Source organism: Allocatelliglobosispora scoriae (assembly GCF_014204945.1).
GTDB lineage: Bacteria > Actinomycetota > Actinomycetes > Mycobacteriales > Micromonosporaceae > Allocatelliglobosispora > Allocatelliglobosispora scoriae.
Genome location: NZ_JACHMN010000003.1, coordinates 3007792 through 3029219, shown reverse-complemented (window position 1 = coordinate 3029219; position 21428 = coordinate 3007792). Strand labels below are relative to the sequence as shown.

The 21428-nt window shown below is 68.8% G+C and carries 23 protein-coding genes; 9 read left to right on the top strand and 14 right to left on the bottom strand.

Annotated features, from left to right (window positions below; genetic code table 11):
- Positions 1 to 146: 146 nt before the first annotated feature.
- The 6 genes from F4553_RS39675 to F4553_RS39650 all read right to left on the bottom strand — a co-directional run bounded on the left by F4553_RS39675 (position 147) and on the right by F4553_RS39650 (position 4476).
- Positions 147 to 443, bottom strand: coding sequence for a hypothetical protein (locus F4553_RS39675; protein WP_184846857.1), 297 nt, complete (start codon positions 441 to 443; stop codon positions 147 to 149).
- A 177-nt stretch (positions 444 to 620) separates the two neighbouring features.
- The gene (locus tag F4553_RS39670) at positions 621 to 1013 is read right to left on the bottom strand and encodes a hypothetical protein (protein WP_221470664.1); all 393 of its coding nucleotides are present in this window, start codon (positions 1011 to 1013) and stop codon (positions 621 to 623) included.
- A gap of 104 nt (positions 1014 to 1117) precedes the next feature.
- Positions 1118 to 2347: an FAD-dependent monooxygenase gene (locus tag F4553_RS39665; protein ID WP_184846854.1), complete on the bottom strand. Its 1230-nt coding sequence runs from the start codon at positions 2345 to 2347 to the stop codon at positions 1118 to 1120.
- On the bottom strand, positions 2344 to 2943 hold the full coding sequence (locus tag F4553_RS39660; protein ID WP_184846851.1) for a PadR family transcriptional regulator: 600 nt from the start codon (positions 2941 to 2943) through the stop codon (positions 2344 to 2346). Before F4553_RS39660 ends, F4553_RS39665 begins: the two co-directional genes overlap by 4 nt.
- A 291-nt stretch (positions 2944 to 3234) precedes the next feature.
- A complete protein-coding gene (locus tag F4553_RS39655; RefSeq protein ID WP_184846849.1) occupies positions 3235 to 3807 on the bottom strand; it encodes a tetratricopeptide repeat protein in 573 nt (190 codons plus the stop codon).
- 192 nt (positions 3808 to 3999) lie between these two features.
- Positions 4000 to 4476 carry a histidine phosphatase family protein gene (locus tag F4553_RS39650; protein ID WP_184846847.1) on the bottom strand — a complete coding sequence of 159 codons (477 nt, stop codon included), beginning with the start codon at positions 4474 to 4476 and terminating at the stop codon, positions 4000 to 4002.
- Positions 4477 to 4548: 72 nt separating this feature from the next.
- On the opposite strand from F4553_RS39650, the gene F4553_RS39645 reads away from it, so the two are divergent.
- Complete coding sequence (locus tag F4553_RS39645) at positions 4549 to 5280, top strand: hypothetical protein (RefSeq protein ID WP_184846845.1); 732 nt, start codon at positions 4549 to 4551, stop codon at positions 5278 to 5280.
- Positions 5281 to 5625: 345 nt separating this feature from the next.
- On the opposite strand, the gene F4553_RS39640 is transcribed toward F4553_RS39645, so the two are convergent.
- Entirely contained in the window at positions 5626 to 6174 is a 549-nt protein-coding gene (locus F4553_RS39640; protein ID WP_184846843.1) for a hypothetical protein, read from the bottom strand.
- A gap of 299 nt (positions 6175 to 6473) precedes the next feature.
- Between F4553_RS39640 and F4553_RS42735 the strand changes: the two genes are divergently transcribed.
- Both F4553_RS42735 and F4553_RS39630 read left to right on the top strand, forming a co-directional pair.
- Complete coding sequence (locus F4553_RS42735; protein WP_184846841.1) at positions 6474 to 7106, top strand: TIR domain-containing protein; 633 nt, start codon at positions 6474 to 6476, stop codon at positions 7104 to 7106.
- 48 nt (positions 7107 to 7154) lie between these two features.
- Entirely contained in the window at positions 7155 to 7571 is a 417-nt protein-coding gene (locus F4553_RS39630) for a tetratricopeptide repeat protein (RefSeq protein WP_184846839.1), read from the top strand.
- 24 nt (positions 7572 to 7595) lie between these two features.
- On the opposite strand, the gene F4553_RS39625 is transcribed toward F4553_RS39630, so the two are convergent.
- A complete protein-coding gene (locus F4553_RS39625) occupies positions 7596 to 8516 on the bottom strand; it encodes a helix-turn-helix domain-containing protein (protein ID WP_184846837.1) in 921 nt (306 codons plus the stop codon).
- 46 nt (positions 8517 to 8562) lie between these two features.
- Positions 8563 to 9294: a hypothetical protein gene (locus F4553_RS39620; RefSeq protein WP_184846835.1), complete on the bottom strand. Its 732-nt coding sequence runs from the start codon at positions 9292 to 9294 to the stop codon at positions 8563 to 8565.
- 689 nt (positions 9295 to 9983) lie between these two features.
- Here F4553_RS39620 and F4553_RS39615 point away from each other — a divergent pair.
- The 5 genes from F4553_RS39615 to F4553_RS39595 all read left to right on the top strand — a co-directional run bounded on the left by F4553_RS39615 (position 9984) and on the right by F4553_RS39595 (position 14615).
- Positions 9984 to 10955 (top strand): DUF4192 domain-containing protein, encoded by a 972-nt coding sequence (locus F4553_RS39615; protein ID WP_184846833.1) that lies wholly within the window; start codon positions 9984 to 9986, stop codon positions 10953 to 10955.
- A 140-nt stretch (positions 10956 to 11095) separates the two neighbouring features.
- Positions 11096 to 11764 carry a GGDEF domain-containing protein gene (locus tag F4553_RS39610; protein WP_184846831.1) on the top strand — a complete coding sequence of 223 codons (669 nt, stop codon included), beginning with the start codon at positions 11096 to 11098 and terminating at the stop codon, positions 11762 to 11764.
- A gap of 261 nt (positions 11765 to 12025) precedes the next feature.
- Positions 12026 to 12382 (top strand): hypothetical protein, encoded by a 357-nt coding sequence (locus F4553_RS39605; RefSeq protein WP_184846829.1) that lies wholly within the window; start codon positions 12026 to 12028, stop codon positions 12380 to 12382.
- A 200-nt stretch (positions 12383 to 12582) separates the two neighbouring features.
- Entirely contained in the window at positions 12583 to 13803 is a 1221-nt protein-coding gene (locus F4553_RS39600; RefSeq protein ID WP_184846827.1) for a TIGR03299 family phage/plasmid-derived protein, read from the top strand.
- 407 nt (positions 13804 to 14210) lie between these two features.
- Complete coding sequence (locus F4553_RS39595) at positions 14211 to 14615, top strand: hypothetical protein (RefSeq protein WP_184846825.1); 405 nt, start codon at positions 14211 to 14213, stop codon at positions 14613 to 14615.
- Between the two features lie 1278 nt (positions 14616 to 15893).
- Here the strand turns inward: F4553_RS39595 and F4553_RS39590 are convergent.
- The 5 genes from F4553_RS39590 to F4553_RS39570 form a co-directional block, all read right to left on the bottom strand.
- Positions 15894 to 16298, bottom strand: coding sequence for a hypothetical protein (locus F4553_RS39590; RefSeq protein ID WP_246467620.1), 405 nt, complete (start codon positions 16296 to 16298; stop codon positions 15894 to 15896).
- Between the two features lie 579 nt (positions 16299 to 16877).
- A complete protein-coding gene (locus tag F4553_RS39585) occupies positions 16878 to 17432 on the bottom strand; it encodes a DUF5655 domain-containing protein (RefSeq protein WP_184846823.1) in 555 nt (184 codons plus the stop codon).
- A gap of 56 nt (positions 17433 to 17488) precedes the next feature.
- Positions 17489 to 18319: a helix-turn-helix domain-containing protein gene (locus tag F4553_RS39580; protein WP_184846821.1), complete on the bottom strand. Its 831-nt coding sequence runs from the start codon at positions 18317 to 18319 to the stop codon at positions 17489 to 17491.
- Positions 18320 to 18395: 76 nt separating this feature from the next.
- Positions 18396 to 19001 carry a hypothetical protein gene (locus F4553_RS39575; RefSeq protein ID WP_184846819.1) on the bottom strand — a complete coding sequence of 202 codons (606 nt, stop codon included), beginning with the start codon at positions 18999 to 19001 and terminating at the stop codon, positions 18396 to 18398.
- 47 nt (positions 19002 to 19048) lie between these two features.
- Positions 19049 to 19447 (bottom strand): hypothetical protein, encoded by a 399-nt coding sequence (locus F4553_RS39570; RefSeq protein WP_246467618.1) that lies wholly within the window; start codon positions 19445 to 19447, stop codon positions 19049 to 19051.
- Positions 19448 to 19622: 175 nt separating this feature from the next.
- On the opposite strand from F4553_RS39570, the gene F4553_RS39565 reads away from it, so the two are divergent.
- On the top strand, positions 19623 to 21428 hold the full coding sequence (locus tag F4553_RS39565; protein ID WP_184846817.1) for a hypothetical protein: 1806 nt from the start codon (positions 19623 to 19625) through the stop codon (positions 21426 to 21428).

Below are 21428 nucleotides of genomic sequence, written 5' to 3'. Positions count from 1 at the left end.
ATCGCCGAATGACCTCGACTCCGAGCCGTCGCTGGGCTGAGCCGGCGGTCGGCTCTTTACCCAGCGGTCTTCGGGACGCACGCGAATACCTCATCGAGGGCACCGACCCGACCGAGGAGGTCGCCTGCCAGGCCCGTCAACGCAGGTTATCCCGTGCCCTGGGCGCTGTTGCCGGACTCCCGACTGGGGGCGGCGAGGTCGAGGGCCTCGTCCATCGCGATCCGGGTCGTGATGACCCGATCCCACAGGCGGGCTACCTCAGCCATCGCTCGCAACTGCTGCGGTGTCCACCGCTGCCGCCGGCCCCAGTCACCCTGCGGCGGAGTGAGCTCGACACCCAGCTCACGCACCCGCGCCATCGCCGCACGCAGCCCCATCGCCGCCGCCACGTACGCCTGCTTCTTGCCCTGCACCCACAGGTCGAACCCGTTGACCGCCGCCACCACCGCACCCTATCGAACTAGTGTTCGATAGGGTATTCGGTGGTCACACGCCAACGTCCGGGTGGGCGGTGTCGGCCGACCGCGATGGTGGGTGATGGTCGGCCAACCCGGCCGTGGCTGTCCGGACCGCGACGAGCCCGATCAGGCACGGGCCGCCCGGCCGAAGACCGGGTCGGCCTACGCTGACATCGCGGCCGTGATCTTGTTGAGCATTTCCGTTTCGGCGGGCGATCCGCCTGCGGCTTGGGAGGCCGATTCGACGATGACGGTGATGGTGCGGCGGAAGTTGTCTGCTTCGCCTGGCGCCTTCTCGTCTAGCAGCTTCACCGACTCGCCCAGTGCGGGGAAGACGGTGTCGGCGATCTCGGCGACGCTGTTCCCCTTCAGGGTCAGGCCCTGGAGCTTCTCGGAGAGCACGTGGCCGACCAGGCCGGTCGCGGAGCCCATCGCCTCGCCTCCGGCGACACCGGCCTTGGTCGACGAGATCACGCCGGGGTCGGCCGCGATCATCAGCGCCAAGGCGCCATGCGCGGCGGTCTGGATGGTCAGCTTGTCGCTGTCGGTGAGCACAGCTGTCTTGTCGTTCATGCGCCCATCGTGTCAGCGGCAGGTCCGGCCGGTCCCGAGAATCCGGATGATCGCAGCCACCAGCGGCAGGGCCGGGCTGTCCCTGGCTATGCGCTCGCCTGCGCGGCGGCGATCTCGGGCCCGATCGGCGCGGCCCAGTCGATGTGGTGTGCGTACAGCCAGTCGCGCTGCTCCGGTTTGAAGAAGAGCTTCATCATCACCGGCATGATCAGGTCCCGGAGGACGCGGGCGGCGCCGTGTGCGGTCTTGTTGCCGTTGGCGCGTTCGGTGTCCTTGATCAGGCGGGCCAGTCGGGGTCGGCGCAGCGCCTCGAACCCGGCGAACGCGTCCTGGACGGTGGGCAGGTCCCGCAGGCAGCGGGCGAGCTGCACGGCGTCTTCCAGGGCCATCGATGCGCCCTGGCCGGAGCTCGACGACGGTGCGTGGCAGGCGTCGCCGATGAGCATGGTCCGGCCGCGGTGCCACACGGGCACGTGCGGCAGGTATTCCGACGCGCCGGTGATGATGAGGTCTTGCGGCGCGGCCTGGGCCAGCAGTTCGCGGATGTGGGAGTTGTCCTGGGACACCTTGTCCCGCAGCATGTCCAGCCAGCTCTCGGCCGGGGTCCGGCGCATCTGGTCGATGGTCATCGGCGTCGGGGAGGGCATGTTGATGAACCAGAACCCCTGCCCGTCGTCGGTGATCAGGTGCCCGGAGAAGACGTCGCTGCCGAAGGTCAGCCGACACTCCCCGCCGGTGGAGGGCAGCGACGTGTGGTCGACCCAGCCGCCGAAGCTGACCAGACCGGTATAGGTGGGCTGCGGGGAGTCGCCGTCGATGAGTGCGCGCACGGTCGACCGGATGCCGTCGGCGCCGATGAGCACGTCCGCGGTCTCCGACGTCCCGTCGGCGAAGAACGCGGTGACCGACGCGCCGTCGTCCTCCAGGCGCACCAGGTCTTTGCCGTGCTTGATCGCGATGCCGCGTCGCTTCGCCTCGGCGTAGATGAGCCGGTACAGGTCGGCGCGCATGAGGGCCTGGGTAGAAGCGGGGACGCTGGGTGGCTCGGTGAAGGTGGCCAGCCGCTTGCCGGTGCCGCTGAACATCGCGATGACCGGCATCGGGAGCCCCACCTCGGCGAGGAGGTGGCCGGCGTCGACGGCCGCCAGCGCGTCCTGGCCGTTGGGGGCGATGCCCATCCCGCCGCCGACGCCGTCTGCGGTGCCCTCGTAGCGTTCGCAGACGACCGCGTCGATCCCGGCCTGCTGCAACGCCATCGACGCGACCGGACCGGCCACGCCGCCGCCGATGACCAGCGCCTTCCTGATGGTGGTCATGATTTCTCCTGGTGGAATTCGCGCCAGACACGGCCATAGCCGGTCTCTGGCTGGTTGATCCGTGTGATCAGGTGCCCGATGTAGGTGATCTCCGACTCGACCATCGCCAGCCGGTAGTCCTCGTCGGCCAGGAACAGCGGATCGACACCGTTGACGATGGTGGCGGTGTGGATGAGTTCGGCGAGCTCCTGCCGCAGCGCCAGCAGCGCACCGTGGCGGGTGTCCAGGAGCTGCAGCAGCTCGCTCGGCGGCAGCGCCGCCATGAACGACAGCCCTGCGGCCAGGTGCGGGTACTCGAAGTTGGGCACCGCGATCAGCTCATGCAGCCAGTCGTGCAGCTCGGCCTGCCCGGCCTCGGTCAGCTGGTAGACGGTGCGCTCGGGCAGCGCCCCCTCCCGGCTGGTGCCCTCCGGGGCGATGAAACCCGCGCCGGCCAACTGCGCCACCACCTGGTAGACGGAGCTGTGGCTGTACTTGACCGCCCGGTCGTCACCGTTGTCCTTGAGCGTGCGGGCCAGCTCGTACGGATGCTTTGGGTCCTGCCGTAAATACGACAACAGGGCCAGACCCAGCAGGTTCTTTACCTTGCGTGCCATCGTGCCTCCGCGTTCGGCGCCATCACACGAAGACTAGTCACGGATGACTAGTCTTACAAGACTAATCATCCGTGACTACGGTCATGCTCCCGCTGGCATATGGCACGAACCAGGCAGGAGCGCTCGGCGGATCGCGCATGGGCCGCGAGTCCGAACGGTCTGCCCGACGATCACTACGCTCAGCTCAGCATTCCCCCAAACGCTCCCAAAGATTGAGCGCCGTAGCGACGTTTACGCAGGTAGATACCTGTACGGGTCGTGGTCTGTAAATTCGTCGCACCTGGTCGGTTCTCATCCTCCGTAATGCTTGAGCTGATCGCGGGCGAAAGCGGTATCGGGGTGGTCGGTGCCAAGGACGCGGGTACGGTCGGCGACCGACTGCCGGAGCAGGCGTACCGCCTCCACCCGATCACCACCCTCACCCACCTCGTACGCGAGGTTGTGACGGGAGCCCAGGGTGTCGGGGTGGTCAGCGCCCTGGACCCGGGTGAGGTCGGCGACCAGCTCCCGGAACAGGCGCACCGCCTCCATCCGATCACCACCCTCACCCACGTTGTGCGCCAGGACGTGACGTGCGCTCAGGGTACTGGTGTGGTCGACGCCCTGGACCCGGGTGAGGTCGGCGACCAGCTCCCGGAACAGGCGTACCGCCTCCACCCGATCACCAGCCTCACCCAGGTTGGCCGCCAAGTTGTGCCGGGCAATCAAGGTGTCGGGGTGGTCGGCGCCCAGGAGCGAGGTCCGGCCGGCCACGACATACTCCAGCAGCCGCGTCGCCCCCTCATAATCCCCTCGATCGGACAGTGTCCGCGCGTCCTTGAGCTGCCGGGTGAGCGTCTTCGCGTCGACCTGCACTACAGGCACGGCCGGTACGGGCAGATGTAGCCGGGGTTTGCCGATGTAGGCATCCGTGGGGGCGCAGGTTCGAATCCTGCCGGGGCACTCAGATGATCAGGCAATCGCCACGCTAGTCTTCCTCAGGTTCTTCAGGTCAGCGGGTGCGGATCAGGTCGGGGGACTCCATCCGGGTGACCGTGCACTGATCAAGGTCGACCATTAGCGGGTAAGGCATCCACAGGCCCGTCCAGAACCGGCCGGGTCGGGCAGGCCGACAGCGGCGGTGAGCCATGTGGTCAGTGCCATTCCGTGGCTCGCCACGACGAGTGGTCGCCCGTTCGCACGGTCCAGACACTGCGCAATGGTGTCGGTGAACCGGGCTACTACCTCGCTCCGAGGCTCCCAGCCTTGGTGATCGGTCCCGGAGACGTAGGCGTACCGCAGCTCCCGGAAGTTGCCGCCGAACGACTCCCGTGCCGCCACACCTCGTCGAAGCGCGTGTCGGGGGTGACCCGGGGCGCTCGGCTCCAGGGTCTGCCGCGCCTTCGGCTCCGTGCTTGAGACCAGCAGGGCATTTTTAGGTAGGCGCCGGGTCAGGGAGGCCGCGCCCGCCTGGCCCTCGTAGCACAGCTCCCACTCCTCCGGTGGGGCCTCGGGACCGCAGGCGGGCAGTGCGTGTCGTACGACGATCAGCATGGCGCGAGGGTAGACGCGTTCGATGTGGGGAGTTGCCCGCCAGGTAGCGCGACGTCATGGAAGGATCTCATCATGGGTTCGGACTGGAGCTGGGGTCTGCACTTCTCCGACCACCGGCCCCCGGCGGCCGTCAGCAGCGAATTTATCGATCTTGCGCGTAGGCATGGCTTGTCAATGCGCAACGAGTCCGGCACTGTAACGGTCTTCGGCGACGACGGGGATCACGTATTCATCACCGAGGCCGAGACTCCGACAGCCGTGGCCGCAGGCATGAGGCACATCGCCTTGTGGCTCGGCGAGGTCGACATCTTCGCTCACTGCCAGCGTGAACCGGACCAGGCCGGCGATGGCATTCGACTGTCGTGGTCGCTGGACTCCGTCTGGTGCCACCGCAATCCGACGCCACTAGCCGATGGTTACCGTCACCTGCACCGCCGGCTGACCGCGTTGTGGGTCGACGCTGCCGAGACCCTCGGGGCACTTCACGGCAGGGTTACGGACGAGTGGTCGATCGAGCAGATCTGGGACATGACCGACCTCATGGACGACAGCATGACGCCTGGCCAGTGGCCCTCGTGGCTGGGCTGGTGGACCTACTTCGGAGCTGCGCATGTTTCTGGACTGCCACCACTACCGCTGCCCCGACTCCAGCAGCATCTGCAACCGACTCCCAGTGGAGGACAGATCCTCACACTCCTGGTTGACCCCGCCGCCGTTGACACGATTCGCTACGAACAGCTTCACAAGGTCTGGCTGTCCAGCTTGCCGCCGCCCGGCAACGGGGACATGTACGGAATGGTCTAGGCCGCCGAGACTCCGGAGCGCAAGACCCGCCTAGGTGAGACCGTCGTTGGAGTGATCGCGACCAACCCCTTCCTGAAACGTGGGTCGCAGGTACGAGTCTTGCCGAGTCGCACGAATATGGGAACCTGTGCCGAACACCGACAAATCCAGCCGATCGGCAGGTCAGCCGCTATGGCCAGGTGTCCTCTGGGGAGCAGCCTTGGGCTGTATCCCGCCGGAGGCACTATTCCAACAAAAGGTCACGACCACGAGTGCCAGACGCCCGCTCAGCGGCATGAGCGCCCGGTCAGCGGCGGAAGAATGCGCTGTCAGCGGGTTAGATGCCTTCAGACAGGTGACGATTGGTTAGCTGCCTGAGGCGAGTGCGGGCACCTCTCGATCGCTCAGCAGGCCACTGTCTGCGATCGCGGTGACGACCCGGGGGTCCAAGAGCCAGGCGATGCCTTCGTTGCCGCCCGCGTACAAGGTAAACACACGCGGGAGCGCGCGGGCCTCGGCGAGCAGATCGTTGATTACCGCGAGAGGCCGGACTGTCGCCGTCGCCCAAGCACTGCGCTCCGCCTGGTCGCGGTGCGACCAGGCGACACAACGTCGGCCATTTATCGCGACGACGTAGTCCTCTTCCTCACCCTCGACGTCCTCGATCTGGAGATCGACACCATGCTGACGAAGACTGGGCGCCATGGCGGCAAGCTCCCGGCCGACAAAGCCCTCAGCCATATTTTCGCCGTCGACGAAGAACCAAAAGCGACCGGGCTCGTCACCGAACGCCCCGAAGGGCCACCGGTCCTCCACCACCTTCCGCTCCGCCGCGTTCGCTTCGTCTTCGGAAAGGTGCGCCCACAGGCCCAGGTTTCGCAGCGTTCGAGCCAGGTCCGCCCAGCGATGATCCATCCGACCATCCTGCCGTAGACGTCGGCTCGCTGCTGCAGCACGCTGGCCATCCCGGATGAAGCAAGATCGCAGGCATTCGCTTCTCGACAGATCCGAAAAGCTGGACGTAAGCCATGACGATCCAACGTACGGAGGGCGAGCCCGCCGGACAGAGCATTGACTTGCCCCTTCGCCGCCGCGGAATGTAGGGCGAGGTGACACCCGACGTGACGAGGCCTGCGCGGTTGATCGGCGTGAGCGTTCGATGCCGGCGGCCGGTCCGGTTCCAAGAAATCGACAGCGGTAGGTAGCGTGCGATTGTGCCCGGTCACGTGTTCATCTCCTACAGCCACGCCAGCGACGCCGACTACGTGCTGAGGCTGGCCGACCATCTGGCGAAGGCCGGTGTCCGGGTCTGGTTCGACAATGAGATCATCGCCGGGGACCGGTGGCAGAGCGTCATCCAGGCGCAGGTGGTCGATTGCGCGGCGATGATCGTCCTGATGAGTCCGCAGGCCGCGAACTCCGTCTGGGTGCAGCGGGAGTTGTTGCTCGCTGAAGCCGAGGGCAAGCCGATCCTGCCGCTGCTGCGATCGGGCAAGCCGCTGTTCCGGCTCGCCGAACTGCACCATGAGGACGTCACGACCGGCCGGATGCCGTCCGAAGGGTTTCTGGCCCGGCTGCGCACACACCAGCCGCCACCCCGTGTCCAGGCGGTATCGGCTGTCACGTTCACCGAGAAATCGCTGCTGATGATCCGCCATGCCGAGGTGTTGAAGGCCACGCTCGCCGGCGACTTCGCTGAGGCGGTGCGCCTGTGCCTGGAGGTGGTCACGGACCGGGCTCGGATCATGGGCGCCGACCACCCCGACACCCTCGACTCCCGGCACAACCTGGCGCTCAACGTGGGTGCGGGCGGCGACCGGGCGGAGGCGGTACGCCTGTACCGGTAGGTGGTCGCCGACCGGACCAGGGTGCTGGGCAGAGACCACCCCGACACCATGCATTCGCGGCACAACCTGGCGATCGATGTGGGCGAGGGCGGCGACGCCGCGGAGGCGGTACGCCTCTACGAGGACCTGGTCGCCGACCGCACCCGCGTGCTCGGCACCGACCACGCCGACACCCTGCGCTCCCGGCACAACCTGGCGCTCAACGTCGGAGAGGCCGGCGACCGGGCCGAGGCGGTACGCCTCTACCAGGACCTCGTCGCCGACCGCACCCGCGTGCTCGGCACCGACCACGCCGACACCCTGCGCTCCCGGCACAACCTGGCGCTCAACGTCGGAGAGGCCGGCGACCGGGCCGAGGCGGTACGCCTCTACCAGGACCTCGTCGCCGACCGCACCCGCGTACTGGGCGCCGACCACGCCGACACCCTGCACTCCCGACGAGGCCTGAGGTTCTACGACCGATGAGGCGCGACCGGCGTCCATCGCCACTCAGACGCCGCTCGTGAGGTAGTCCCGGGACCCTCGATGAACGGACGCCGAACGGCCGAAGCCCTGGCGGTGGTACCAACTGTCCTGCAGTGCAGCAGCCTCTGTCGCCTCGTCAACGGCATCAGCGGTGGCCGCGAGCATCAGCAGCCGGAACCCTGACGGCGCATCGTCGCGGTGAGGATGCCCCGCATGGCGAACCGCTTCGCCCCGGGGCTTCCTGCCGACGGTGGCGGGAGCTGCCGGATCGGTTCCCCGGACGGCATCGGCGGCCGCTGGGCCGCTCGCGCGCGTAACCGCAAGCTGGTCGACAACCCCAGTCATCGTTGGGGGGTAGGTGTTGTGAACTGGTCCTTGGTAGGTGGGGGGGCATGGCGTGTCCTGCGGCGCGGACACGGCGTGTCCTGCGGACGCCGCTACGGCGAGCACGGCGTGTCCTGCGGGTTCTGTGTCTGCGGGTCGCGGCGTGTCCTGCGGCGCCGTGGCGCGAGCCTTCGTGGGTTTGGCGTCCTTGGCCGGTCGGGTCTCCCCCTGACGAGCTTTCTTGATCTTGTTGACGACAGCCTCGTACTGCGTCGGTGACCAGACCTCGATGCCCTCCTGCTCGAGGAGGTCCTCGGGGATGGCAAGCCGGTACTCGTTGGCGTTGCGGTCCCGGGTGGCCTTGCGGACGAGCACGAGCAGGCCGAGCTGGTGCAGGGTGGCGATGGCCGACCTCGCGGTGCGGTAGTCGACCTCGCAGTCGACGGAGATCCGCGCGTTGCCGGGGAAGATGCGGGTGCCGTCGGAGTCGGCGTAGGTGGCGAGCATGAGCGCGACGCCCTTGAGCGTGGCGCCGCGCATCCCCTCGCGGGCGTTGGTGAACCGGATCCGGCGGATCAGGTCGGTCCAGTGGCGTACGGAGGCGTGCTGGTCGTGGGTCATGGTCTTCTCCTGATCGTGAACGGGTGAGGTGCGGTGGGTGGCTCGGTCAGCGGGCGGCGGGGACGAGCAGGTCGCCGCGGTGCAGTGCGGCGGCGAGGGCGAGTTCGGCGCGGCGGCGGCGCATGCGCATCGCCGGTGCGGACACCCCGTGGTGCTGGGCGAGCTCCTCGACGAGGACGTCGCCGAGGCGGGTGGCGGAGATCAGCTCGGCCTGTCCGGCGGTGAGGATCCCGGCGGCGACCGCGCGGCCGAGGATCAGGTCGGGGTGCCCGTAGGGGCGTTTGGGCAGCCGGGATCCGGTGTCGGTGTCGGCGGGGAGTTCGGCGCATTCGGTGGTCTGCACGACGCGCATCCCGGCCCGCCATGCGGCCCAGCACAGGCGCTGCCACAGCCGCGGCTGGTCGGGGTCCTCGGTGCGCAGGGCGTGCAGGAACGCGGCCAGGACCTCCGAGGCGATGTCGTCGTGGTGGCGGTCGTTGCCCGCGGCGAGGCGGCCCGTGATCCGGGTCAGCGCCGGCAGCGCGACGCCGACCGCGGCGACCGTCCAGGCGGAGCCCCGCTCGCGGGCCTGTTCGGCGAGCAGCTTCCACACCTGCGCGGTGGCGGCGGCTCCGGTTCGGCCGCCCAGGAGCAGGGCGCGCAGCTCCCCCAGCGGCAGCGGTCCGTCGGGCAGCCCGACGACGGCGGTGGTGTCCAGGGTGAGGGGTGCCGGTTCGCAGGTCAGCATCGCGAACGCGGTGTCGAGGGTGGCGAAGACCGGTGGTGTGGTGCGGCGCACGGAGGTGCCCCTTTCAGGCGCGCGGCCACCGGGGCGGTGGCGCGGGAGCCTGATTCAGCCACGGTGATCTGACCGGAACAGGGGTTTGTCAGGCGCTGACCGGTGCTGTCAGGTCGGCTGGTCCTGACAGTCCTGTGTCCTGTCAGGACCGGCGGATCCCGTCGTCGCCCAGCTGCCAAGACTCCTGCGGCACGCGACCGCAGTCCTGCGGCGGGCCGGGCCCGGCACCGATGTCGGCAGGCCGCGCCGCGGCCCGCTGCTCCGGGATCCGGCCGGTCAGGTGCTGTCAGGTCGGGGTGTCTGACAGCTGCCGCCGACGGCCAGGACAACGGGTTAGCGTGGCGTCAACTCTGCACACAGCACCCGGTGACCTCACACATTCCATCGGCGTCCTGCCGCCCACCTGATCCAGGTCGGCGCGGACCGCCCGGAATGTCTCAGCACACCGCCCGCCCGCCGGCACCGCCTTCGCGACTCCGCGAACCAGCGCGGTACTGCCGCCGGTGACACCTGACGGCCCTGTCCGACGAGCTCCGCCGGTCCCCGGTCGAGTCGGCCCCCGCTGGGCCGGACCTCCATGCGCATAGCTCAGCCGCTGTCAGCCGACAGCAACACCACCACCCGGCACGCCGCCGCGCCCGTCGCGACCGGCGCAGTCGACCATGCCCGCCCTCGTGGAAGGACACCTCATGGGCAGCGAGAACCCACCCCCGTCCCGCATCGTCATCACCGACCCGACCGAACTGCTCGGCATCGTGCCGTACCTGCTCGGCTTCCACCCGCACGACAGCGTCGTGCTGCTCGCCATGAACGGCGAGCGCATCGAGTTCAGCCTCCGGGTGGACCTGGACCACCCGATCGCCGACACACTGGCGTCGGTGGCCGAGGTCACCGACTTCGTCGAGATCGACTCGATGGTCGTGATCGGCTACGGGCCGGACACGGCCCGGCCGTCGATCGAGGCGCTGATCGCGGTCCTGACCGGGTACGGGCTGCGGATCACCCAGGCGCTGCTGGTCGGCGACGGCCGCTTCCGGTGCCTGCTGTGCTCCGACTGCCTGCCGCCCGACGGGCAGCCGGTCGACGTCTCGGCCACGGCCGCCGCCGCGCAGGCCACCGTGCACGGGATCGTCGCCCTGCCCAGCCGCGCCGACGTGGAACGGCTCGCCGCGCCGGTCACCGGCGACGAAGCCGAGGCCATGCTCAACGCCCTGGGCGCCGCCCTCGACTGGGTGCTGCAACGGCCGGGCGAAGCCGCCGAGCGCGACGTGATCGACACGGCGCTGGCCCGGGCCGAAGGCGGCAGGGCGCTCGCCGACGAGCAGGTCGCGCGGCTGAGCCTGCTGCTGCAGTTCCTGCGGTGGCGCGACTACGTGTGGCTGCGCACCGACGACCAGCCCTGGCAGCTCGACCTGTGGCTCGACGTGACCAGGCGGTGCAAGCCGGACCTGGCGGCTGCGCCAGCGAGCCTGGCCGCCTGGTGCGCCTACCGGCGCGGCGACGGGATCCTGGCGCGGACGTCGCTGCGGCGCGCCCTGCACACGCACCCGGGCTACACCATGGCCGAGCTGGTCGCCACCGCCGTCGACTCGTTCCTGCCGCCGAGCCACTTCGACCCGTGGCCTCCCGCCGACCACGACGGCACGCCCGCCTTCGAATAGGCGCCACCGCCGAACCGGCGGCCGCGTCACCGCTCCTAGCGCCACCTTCCAGCCCGCCGACCGGCGGGCTGTTTTCGTTGGGCCCGGGACGCCGCGTCTGGACAACACGCGTCCCGGGTCCTCTCCTGGAGAGGAAACCAGTGTCCGCACACATCCCCTTGATCGCCGCCCTCGTGGCTGCGGTGCTCGCCGGGCGGGCCACCGCCTGGCTGCAGCTGCGGCGGCTGCGCTCGGCGCTCGCCGACGCCACCTGGCGCGCTCACCACGACCCGCTGACCGGCCTGCTCAACCGGGCCGGGCTCGCCACCGCGCACGCCATATGGTGCGAGGACGACGAGCCGATGATCCTGGCCGTCGTCGACCTCGACCGGTTCAAAGCCGTCAACGACACCTACGGCCACCAGGCAGGCGACGACGTCCTCATCGAGGTCGCCGACCGCATAGAGACCGCCGCCGGCCGCAACGGCGGCATCGCCGCACGCCTCGGCGGCGACGAGTTCGCGGTCCTGCTGCCGGTGCGGCCCGAGATCGGCGAGGCCGTCCACGACATCGTCCGGTCCATCTCCGCCACGCCCATCGCCCTCACCGTCGACGGCGCACCGATCACCCTCACCTGCTCCGGCCGCGCCGGAACGTGCTGGGGCGAACCGAGCGACCAGCTCGGCACCCTGCTGCACCGCGCCGACGTCGCGCTCTACCACGTCAAGCGCACCCACCTGCCCTACGACATCTACGCCCCGTCGATGACCGTCCCCGCCGGGCTCCCCCGGCGCGGGCCGCGCCTGCGCGACCGCAAGACCGCCGCATGACCGCGCCGCAGTCCATGGCGTGCCGGAACAGCCGAAGCCCGCCAGACGTCCACACCGACCCGCACGGCCACCGCGCCTACCGGCGCCGGGCACCCTCCGCTGGCTGGCAGCCAGCGACGGCGGCGACCACCTGAACCGCACCGACTGCGGCTTGGCCGTCACGCGTCGCGACGAGCCCGGTCCCCCGCTCGCCGGGGCCACCGCCTACTACCGCTCCGCCTCACCCCCATCGCCACCACGATCAGCCTTCAGGAGCTGGCCATGTTCACCGACATCGACGTCAACAGCCTCACGGGCCGCTGGGCCCGCATCACCCGCAGTGTCGCCGGCCGCGAACACACCCACCTGGTTCTCGTCGAGCGGGCCTGGCTCAGCGGAATCCCCGCACCGAGCTGGAACACTCCACCGGACGGGTCGATCGGCATGACGGTGTTCGAGCCGAACACGCGAGTGCCGTTCACCTCGTTCCACCTGCCCGCCGACGGCAGCTACGAGATCCTCGCCGGATGCGCACCGGTCGCCGTCACCCGGCCCCGGCTGGTCCACCAGCCGCAGCTGTGGACCGACCTGCGCTGCCCGTCCGGCCCGGACTGCACCTGCCTGACCGCCGCCCGCTGACCAGCACCACGGTCACCGGCCGCCCCCGCTAGCACGCTCGCCCGGCCGTCACGGCCGACCTCACCTCAGCCGTACCCCCGTCGCGGGGTGCGGCTTGCCTTGTTCCTCCGCCTGCGGCCGAGCCGGCCGCGACTCGCTACCGGGCACGGCCGCTCGGCCGTGCCCGGACCCCGTTTCCCACACCCCGAAAGGAACACCGCATGTCCAGCAGCACCACACCAGCCGTCGACGTCAACGAGGCCTTCGCCGCCGAACGCGGCCGCCAGGCCGACGCCGTCCGCGCCCACCGAGCCGACCTCGACAGCCGCCTCGCCAACGGCACCCTCGTCGCCGTCGGCGGCGACCGCTACCGGGTCAACGAACCCGGCAACTGGGACAACGGCGAGATCCTCACCATGCGCGGCGGCATGCTCGTCCCTCAGCACGGACTCGACACCACCCGCGGCCAGGCCGCCCTCTACACCGCGCAACCCGCCTGGCACGCCCTGGGCAACGTCATCCCCGGCGGCACCGCAGACATCGACACCGTCCTGCGACTGGGCGGCATCGACTACACCGTGCACCGCCGCCCCGTCCTGTACCGCGACACCCCCGACGGGCCCGCCAAAGTCCTCGACGGCCAGTACGTCACCGTCCGCGACGACACCTCCGCCGGACTCGGCGTCGTCGGCTCCCGCTACACCGTCATGCAGAACCGCACCGTGTTCGAATTCCTCCAGGACCTCGTCGACCAGTACGACATCACGTGGGAGTCCGCCGGCGCCCTGCGCGAAGGCCGCAAGGTCTTCGTCAGCCTCCGGCTCCCCCACACCATCACCATCGACGCCACCGGCATCAACGACCAGATCCTGCCGTTCATCGTCGCCGTCAACTCCCACGACGGATCCAGCCTCTTCCAGGTCGTCGCCACCCCCTGGCGGCCCGTCTGCGGCAACACCGAACGGTTCGCGCTGCGCGACGCCCACACCCGGTGGGGCATCCGCCACACCCGCAACGCCCACGAACGCGTCGACGAAGCCCGCCGCACCCTGCGCCTGTCGATCGACTACTACCAGCAGTTCGCCGCCGAAGAAGAGGCGCTCGCCCGCACCGCGCTCGCCCTCGACGAATTCCGCAAGGTCATCGACGACCTGTGGGCGCCGCCGGCGGTCGGCGCCAGCGACCGGGCCAAGGCCAACCACGCTGTCCGGACCGCCCGGCTCGTCGAAGGGTTCACCAGCAACGCCGAAAGCCTCGGCCGCACCGCCTACGCCGCCGAGCGGGCCATCACCGAGTACGCCGACTGGGGCAAGAACATCCGGCCCACCGGCTCGCTGCGCGGCAACAGCCTCGCCGCTCGCGCCACCCTGGCGCTCGAAGGAACCGAGGACGAGCTCAAGGCAACCGCCCACCGGCGGCTGCTGACCCTGGTACGCCGCTGACGGTCTGGGGCGGCGCGGGTCCAACCCACCCGCGCCGCCCCGGGGCACACCTCTATCGGCCCCTTGTGCCACCACGCCAGCCGATACGGAAGGCGACTGTCATGGACTTCGACTCATTCGAGACGGCTACGGCATCGGTGAACCGCTCCGTGCGCCATTAACGGCTGTCGCTGACGCCGAGCAGCGCAGAGCACGACGGATAGCACCGGTTCGACAGCGCCGACCAGTGGTGTGCGGCGGCTGCAGCCGGTAGAAGCCCACCACCAACCAGGTGCTGCCGATCCACCCTCTGGCATTCGGCACCTGCAAAGCACGTCCTACGCGGACGGCGGTCCTCATCTCACGTATGCCGAGACTCCGCCAGCCCGCCTTACCGCAATCGCACATCCACAAGAGGAGGCATCTCCATGCCAGCAGCACGATCAACCCACCACCTCAAACCCGCAGCGAATGTCTGGACCGTGACCGTGGCCGGCCCGGAACGCCATGACGGCGAAGGGCCGTACATCTGGGTCGTCAACGCTCCTGACGCCGACACCGCCGAAGCCATAGCCGAGAACATCCACCGGACCACCCAAGACGTCACCGACATCGAAGTGATCTCCACGCAGTCGGGCGCGCCCAGCGCTGACTACGTTTGGTCTTACAACGACATGCGCGGCATCCCCGCCAAGACCATCGTGCTGGCACCTACGCAGATCCGCCAGATCGCCCGGGTTCGGCTCCTCTACAAACGCCACGACGACCTGCCAACCGCCGAGATATTCCTCCTCATCGCCGACCTCATGGCTGATCAGGGATATCCGCTCTGACCCTCCATACCAGAGGACTGCGCGCAGCTTCCGGGCCCAGCCCTCATCCGAGCCAAGAGCGGCGCCGAAGCCGCCTGGAGGCAGCGACAAGCCGACAAAGCAGCAGAAGAAGCGGCAGCGGCAGCAGCGGCAGCAAAGGCAGCAGCGGCAAAGGCAGCAGCAGAGGCGGCAGCAGGCGGAGCCGGAGGAACAACCAAGCCGACACCCGATCCAGACCCGGAACCGCAGCCAAGCGGGGGAGGCGGCAGATCAGGGCCACCAAACCAGCCGCCAACATCGACGAATGCGCCGGAGTGCCCGCCTGATGACGACGACTGCGGCTTCGAAGACTTCGCGCACGGAACCAGCCCCGAGAGCGCGAATGACATTCTAAAAAATGGGGTCAACAACCTTGCCAGGAAGGCAAATGATGTAATCGGTTCGCGTAGTAAGGGTAGTTTTTACACGGTCCCGGTCAATCAAGCAGATAGGCTGGCCGCCGTAGAAGCAGCTTACGGCTGGGGTGTCAAACACGGAGGCGACACCTGCGTGATCATCTGCCGCCTCCCGAACAGTGTTGTACGGAGCCTGGAACAGCAAGGCCTTGTATGGCGAAACTGGGGTCCGGACGAAGTCGCCTTCCATCCCGGAGCATTTGAGGCTATCAAGGCGAACGCCGAATGGATTGGCCCGCTACTATTTCATTGATTGCTAGACTGCTGGGAACAAGTGATTGGCGGCCAGTATGGATGACTACAGCAACTTAACTCTCCGTCGCTTAGATCCGCCCGCATCTGTACAGGTGGGTATTTGGTGGAGGCGTAGATGGGACTTCACCCTTGACTCAGGCAGCTTCGCTCCCGAAGTAGAGGGCCTACCTCCGATAGGTGACAACTATGAAAATGAACCCCTGATATTTGTTCTTTCTCGGCCAATGACCTCCGTATGGCGGATCGATGCTTTCCGCTCTACGGAGGTCGTGGCCGACGGAGAACTGACGTACATTTCCATGTTCGCCGCATGGCTGGTCTATAAGCACCCAGGAAGGAAGGTCCTAGTAAACGGAGTGACTGACAGCCCGATACTGAAAATGAGCAGAGTCGACGACTCGGCAATCAGCTTCCTCGAAAACCATGGATACAGCTGACGACTGCATAATCTAAAGAGATGGGCCGCTCCCGATGCGGCGGACCGGCCCATCTCCGAAAGCCCAAGCCCGCGACAGTCACTACAAGCGCCGCCACCAGCTCGAACTCGATAGGTCATCAGAGACGTGGTCACGGACGCAGGCCACCTGATTCAGACAGGCTCGCAGCGCACACCGACGCTGGTGATTTCTCCGGACCGGACGAGTTCACGAATCGCGGCGACCATTCCTGCGACGCCGGCCTCTGGCACGATCACCTGGTCAACGGCCCAGAAGTAGCTGCCATTGGCGCACTCGCCGGACTCCCGCCACTTGTCGAGCAGCCGGCGAACCTCGTCAACGCTGAAGATCGTCAGCGCCCAACTGGACCCGTCGGTCAGGTCGACGAAAACGTCGACGTTGGCAACGGATTCCGCGCAAGTCCCGCCGAGAAGGAACCGTGCCACAAAGGTAGATTCCTCGACAACCACATCACCGACGGCCTTCACACAGACGATCATCGCATGAGTGCCGGAGTGGTCGTCATGCTGCCCATCCTCGCCCCACGACAACTGCAAACAACTGAGGGGATCGACCAGTCTCGCCGCTGCAGCCGAAGTGCACCTGCCGTATTAGGTAGCGCGAGACCTGGCCGCTTTCGTAGGTAGCACGTGGCCGTAATAGCCATCGTGCCTTCTGAAGGTGTGCATGAAGCCCGCGATGCTGTGCGGCACACTGTCGGTCGTGACGATTCCTGATGTGACGATGGCCGAGTGGCTGGCAATGGAGCATGGGTCCGCCAACACGATCGCCCGGCAGGTCGCGGCCCGCACCGGCATCAGACTCGTCCGCGTGGCGATGCAAACATCCATCCTGACCTGCCGGTCCATCAGACGGAGATGGCCAGGCGGTGCCCCTACCTCGGGCCGTCCGTCGAGCGGGAGCTGACGACGTGGCCGCCTACGACGCTGGGCTCCAGGACGGGCGCGAGCTGTTCGACCTCATCTGTGACCACGCGGAGCACGTCCGTCGCGACCGGCAAAGGTGAGCTCCGTTGCCTGTCGATGACCGACTGGGACATCATGCTCGTCGGCCTGCCTCAGCCAACCGTCGCCACCGCAGATCGTGGCATGACCGCCGCTGCCTGCGCGGGCGTTTCAGGCCTGACCGTAGGCGAGGCGCAGCCAGCCGGCCACCTCGTCATCGATGTCATCGACGTCGGTCAGGTGCACGCGGTGGCTGCACATACCCGAGAGGGCCTGCAGCCGGGGTGTCGCCGGGGTGTCCTTGAGGTTGAGGCCGAGCTGGACGTGTCGCGATGAAGGGGCCTGGACGAGGGCGAACTGCTTGTGGCGCCGAAGGCTCACCCCCGTCTTCTGCACCGTGACGGTGACGTCGTCGCCCAGCGCGCGGGCGACCGCGACGACCTCGTCATAGACGGGCCGAAGCGCGGACTTGGCGCCCTGGTACTGCGCGTCGAGCAGGTCCGATTCGGGCGGCGGGCCGCCAGCCTGGTGCTCGCGCACCGCGTGGGCCAGGGTGTTGGCGTTGCCGTGGGTCAGGCCGTGTTCGGATTTGAGGAACGACACGATCTGGCCGTGCTTGGCCAGGCCGGTCGCGTTGATCAGTGCGGCCCACTGGACGGTAGAGCGTCCGGTGCCTTGTTCGATGTTGCGCAATTGGCTGGCGAGCGCGGCGGCTGGATCAGGCATACCGACCATGGTCGCGGTGCCGGCGGGCCGGCGTCTTGTACAGATTTCACCTTCACCTACCCGCGCGATGGCGTGAAACCGGGCGCGGCCTGCTCCGGGGTGAAGGCGGCACGCTGTGCGGCGGCGTACTCCGACGGGGTGACGCCGGTGTGCCGTTTGAAGTCGCGGATGAAGTGGCTCTGGTCGAACCAGCCCGCATCCGATGCCAGGGCGGCCCAGTCGATGGGAGCGTAGACGTCCACGCGGGCCAGGAGTGCGCGCAGCCGCAGGATACGCGACAGCACACGTGGGCTGAGGCCGACGACGGCCGTGAACTCCCGGTCCAGATGGCCGTGGCTGACACCCAGTTCGGTGGCGAGTTCGCCGATCGCGCGCCCCGGGTCGGCCTCCAACGCGCGTACCGCCGCCTCGCAGCGTTCGAGACCGGGTACGTTGGCGTCGAGTCCGGTGAGCAGGGTGGATTGAACGAGGTCGAGCATCGCTTCGGGTGCTGACATGGTGAGCAGCCGACTGCGCAGCTCCGCTGCGGGCGGCCACACCGACGGCAGGTCGACTGCTTTGGCGCGCCAGTCGGCCGGCGCCAGCCCGAACAGCGCCCGGCATCCGATCGGGGTGGAGACCACGCCGAGGCAGTAGGTCTCGGCCGTGGGTTCGTTGACCACCGGCCGGTCGTGCGGTCCGATCAAGAACCCCGCCGTGGCCAGGAACGGCTCGCCCCCGGCCGGTGTCTCGCGGATCGGCGGACCGAGCACGATCACCGCCACGGTGGATCCGGTCGGGGCGATCAACTCGTTCGGGTAGTCGATGCGCCCACGCGCGTACCAGATCGATTCGACGAAACGCTCCAGCGGCGGCGGTGGACGCCGGGGCACGAAAGTGAACTCCATCGTCCAGTGATCCTACCGCCGCCGGTGACCTGTATCGGCCGATACAGCAGGCAACCTCCGCCCAGGACGCTCCGCCCTACAGCAGCGGGTGCAGCTCAGGCGGGAGCGCCACGGCGATGTCGAGTGCCGCCCCCACCGCTGTCGGCGTCCACTCCTCGATGAGCTCCGAGTCGGCCCGGAAGGCGCTGTCGGCGAGTGTGTGAGGGCTGGTGAGGCGGTCGCGGATGCCGAGGAGGTCGGCCACGTCCAGCACGGCGGCGGCGCCGGAGCTGCGGAGTTCGGCCTGGATGCGGGCGATGACCGGCTGGTCCCACTCCAGCCAGTACTCGGACACGGTCACCCGCAACCCGGCCGGTGCCGTGGTGATTCCGCGTCCGCGCAACGCCACGATCGCGCCGAGCCGGCCCAGCGCCAACCGGTCACCGGTACGCGGGTTCTCCACCACCGCCCACTCCGGAACCCTGGCGATCAGGTCGAACCGGCGCACCTGCACGACACTGTGCACGTGGGCGTGTCCCCACTGCTCGGCTGCCGGGTCCGACGCCAGACAGCTCAGATGCCACGCACCCGCGGTGCTCACCGGCGGCACGCCCGCAACCGCCGCATACGGCTCCAGCATGACGGTCTGACCGGGCAGGTCGAGGACAGGGCGTCCACACGCGACACAAGACATCAGGCGCATGCGCCGACAGTACCGGGCCCGCTCTCCCATCCGCGCCGGCCGGGCGATCAGGAACGGGGTGTTCGCCTCCGCAGGAAGCCGGCCCCGAAGGCGACCACGGCGGTGCCGACGGCCGTCCCGACGAAGACCATCGCCGCACCCACCACCCACAGGCCCGACTCATCCGAGCCGGCCTGCGCCGACCACGCCGCCGTCACCGTCAGGGTCATCGCCGCGACCACCAGCCAGGGCCGCAGGAGCAGGCCCCCGACCGCCGCCACCACGGCGAGGCTGGCCACGAAACCGATCACCTGCCAGGCCTCGTACGGCCCGCTCGTCACGCCGGTGACCGGATCGGTCTGGTACTGCGTGTCGCGCCCCAGCCACCACCACCACGCCGCCGCCGATGCCGCCACCAGCCCCGCCACACCCGCCGCAGCCTTCATCGGCCCACTGTCCCTCGTCATGCCACGAGTATTCCCATCCATCGAATACCCCGGATGAGTACGGATACTCACCGGATCATGCGCCTACTCAGGAGTACGGGTGACAGGTGCGCGACAGCGCGTATCAGGTGCGGCGACGGATAACTCGTCAACGCACACGGGGTGGCCGTGTGACGACGCGAAGGAGCCCGAGCCGATGCAGCCCGTACGAAACGATCCGACGGTCGCGGTGACCCTGGAAGGCGGCCTGATCACCCGGGTCGAGGTCCACGGCCGACCCTACCCCCGCCCCTACGCCGGGGAGGGCAACCACAGCACGGCGTGGGGAGTGTTCGGCGACATCGTCCGCCGCACCGTCATCGGCGTGACGCCCACCGTCGCAGCGGGCCGGCTGACCACCCTCATCAACGCCGTGCACTCCGCCGCGGAGCGCGCCCGGCTCGCCGGGGACCGGCTCGCCTACTTCAACGGCGCCGGTGACCGCTGCCGCGCGGCGATCGCCCTGATCCCCGCACCGGGGCAGCTCGAGAACGCGATCGCGGCCTACCTGAGCGCCTGCAACTACGCGCCGCTCGCCAGCGTCTGGATCGACCGCGGGCAGGCCACCGGTGGTGGCGAGGCACGGCCCCTGTCCGGACTCCGGGCCACCGAGACCGGCGCGGTCCAGGACGTCGCGGACGTGCGGCGGTGGATCTGGGGTCTGCTCGACCCGCGGGCGTTGAAGTTCATCGGGGGTACGGGCGCCGTGGCCGACGCCCCCGGCACGGCGACCGGCGCACGCCCGGATGCCGTGACCCGGATGGTACTGCGGCACCTGCGGATGATCAGTGTCGCTTACCCGGTCGCCTACCACGTATCCGGCCTGGAAGAACCCGCCCTGATCAACGAGCACCTCGCCACCCTGAACGACGGGACCGACCCGGACATCGCCTGGCCGACCAACTGGGGCGCCGCCCCGGCCACGAACGGGATGCCCGCGCTCGCACCGCTCGGCTGGAGCACACCGCTCCAGGAGCCCCTGGTCGCGATCACGATGCTGCCGAACACCCTGGTCACCGGGGTCTCCATCAGCGGCCGGGGCACGACGCTCCTCAACGAGCAGGGCCACCACCTCACCGCACACGTGGTCTTCGAGTCCCAGCTGCGGCGGGCGATCCACGACCGGACGATCCGCAACGCGCGTACCTTCCTGCTCGCTCTGACCGCGACCCTGCGGACGCTGCCGGCACTGCCGGGGATCGTGGACGGCCGCCCGGCGCTGTCGCGCCAGGACGATCCCAAGGAGATCTTCGCGATCGCCTGGGACCGCCTCGTCGAGGCGGAGCTCTCCCTCCAGCAGGCCGGCACCGACGCCGAGGTCCACCGGTGCGTGTGCCGGCTGGCCGCGGCCTATCTGGCGGCGCGCAACGCGCTGCCGCTGGTGGCGATCGCGCATGGCGCACCGGCCAGCCCCGCCGCCGAGGGGAAGCACCGCAAGCGGTTGGAGGACACGGAGGAGAACACCGACCCCTGGTCGTCCGACGCTCTGCTCAACGCGCTGTGGGGGATGCTGAACCTGCCCGGCGTCGCGCAGGCGACGCGACCGATCGTCGGCGTCGGCCGCAACCCCGCCACCCCCGGGTCCAACGCGTCGCCCCGGATCCGGATGGCCCACATCCTGCGCACCCACCTGATGAGCGTCGAGCTCGCCTGGCCGAACTGCGTCGCCGCGGCGGAGTTCGCGACGCAGAGTTCGCTCGCCGTCGCCCTCGCCGCGGGCGACCTCAATCCGGACAGCCCGGAGCTGTTCGCCGGGCTGGCCGGATTCGTCGAGCTCGGTGAGCCCCGCAAGAAGCTGGGGATGGTCGGCGGGCTGAAACTCGATGACGACGACGAGAAGGTGAAGCTCAGCGATCGGGACCGGGAGGACATCGCCCGACCGCGGACGACCACGCCGCGTGCGACTCGCAAGAAGGTCGACTATCAGGAGGTCGAGGTGACCGACGAGCCCGACTCGCCCTAG

Coding starts and splice junctions, on each gene's coding strand:
- F4553_RS39665 (WP_184846854.1), bottom strand. CDS start 2,347: ATGACCACCATCAGGAAGGCGCTGGTCATCGGCGGCGGCGTGGCCGGT.
- F4553_RS39570 (WP_246467618.1), bottom strand. CDS start 19,447: ATGACGAGGGACAGTGGGCCGATGAAGGCTGCGGCGGGTGTGGCGGGG.
- F4553_RS39615 (WP_184846833.1), top strand. CDS start 9,984: ATGGGCAGCGAGAACCCACCCCCGTCCCGCATCGTCATCACCGACCCG.
- F4553_RS39645 (WP_184846845.1), top strand. CDS start 4,549: ATGGGTTCGGACTGGAGCTGGGGTCTGCACTTCTCCGACCACCGGCCC.
- F4553_RS39650 (WP_184846847.1), bottom strand. CDS start 4,476: ATGCTGATCGTCGTACGACACGCACTGCCCGCCTGCGGTCCCGAGGCC.
- F4553_RS39595 (WP_184846825.1), top strand. CDS start 14,211: ATGCCAGCAGCACGATCAACCCACCACCTCAAACCCGCAGCGAATGTC.
- F4553_RS39585 (WP_184846823.1), bottom strand. CDS start 17,432: ATGCCTGATCCAGCCGCCGCGCTCGCCAGCCAATTGCGCAACATCGAA.
- F4553_RS39565 (WP_184846817.1), top strand. CDS start 19,623: ATGCAGCCCGTACGAAACGATCCGACGGTCGCGGTGACCCTGGAAGGC.
- F4553_RS39575 (WP_184846819.1), bottom strand. CDS start 19,001: ATGCGCCTGATGTCTTGTGTCGCGTGTGGACGCCCTGTCCTCGACCTG.
- F4553_RS39625 (WP_184846837.1), bottom strand. CDS start 8,516: ATGACCCACGACCAGCACGCCTCCGTACGCCACTGGACCGACCTGATC.
- F4553_RS39640 (WP_184846843.1), bottom strand. CDS start 6,174: ATGGATCATCGCTGGGCGGACCTGGCTCGAACGCTGCGAAACCTGGGC.
- F4553_RS39600 (WP_184846827.1), top strand. CDS start 12,583: ATGTCCAGCAGCACCACACCAGCCGTCGACGTCAACGAGGCCTTCGCC.
- F4553_RS39660 (WP_184846851.1), bottom strand. CDS start 2,943: ATGGCACGCAAGGTAAAGAACCTGCTGGGTCTGGCCCTGTTGTCGTAT.
- F4553_RS39630 (WP_184846839.1), top strand. CDS start 7,155: ATGCATTCGCGGCACAACCTGGCGATCGATGTGGGCGAGGGCGGCGAC.
- F4553_RS39605 (WP_184846829.1), top strand. CDS start 12,026: ATGTTCACCGACATCGACGTCAACAGCCTCACGGGCCGCTGGGCCCGC.
- F4553_RS39580 (WP_184846821.1), bottom strand. CDS start 18,319: ATGGAGTTCACTTTCGTGCCCCGGCGTCCACCGCCGCCGCTGGAGCGT.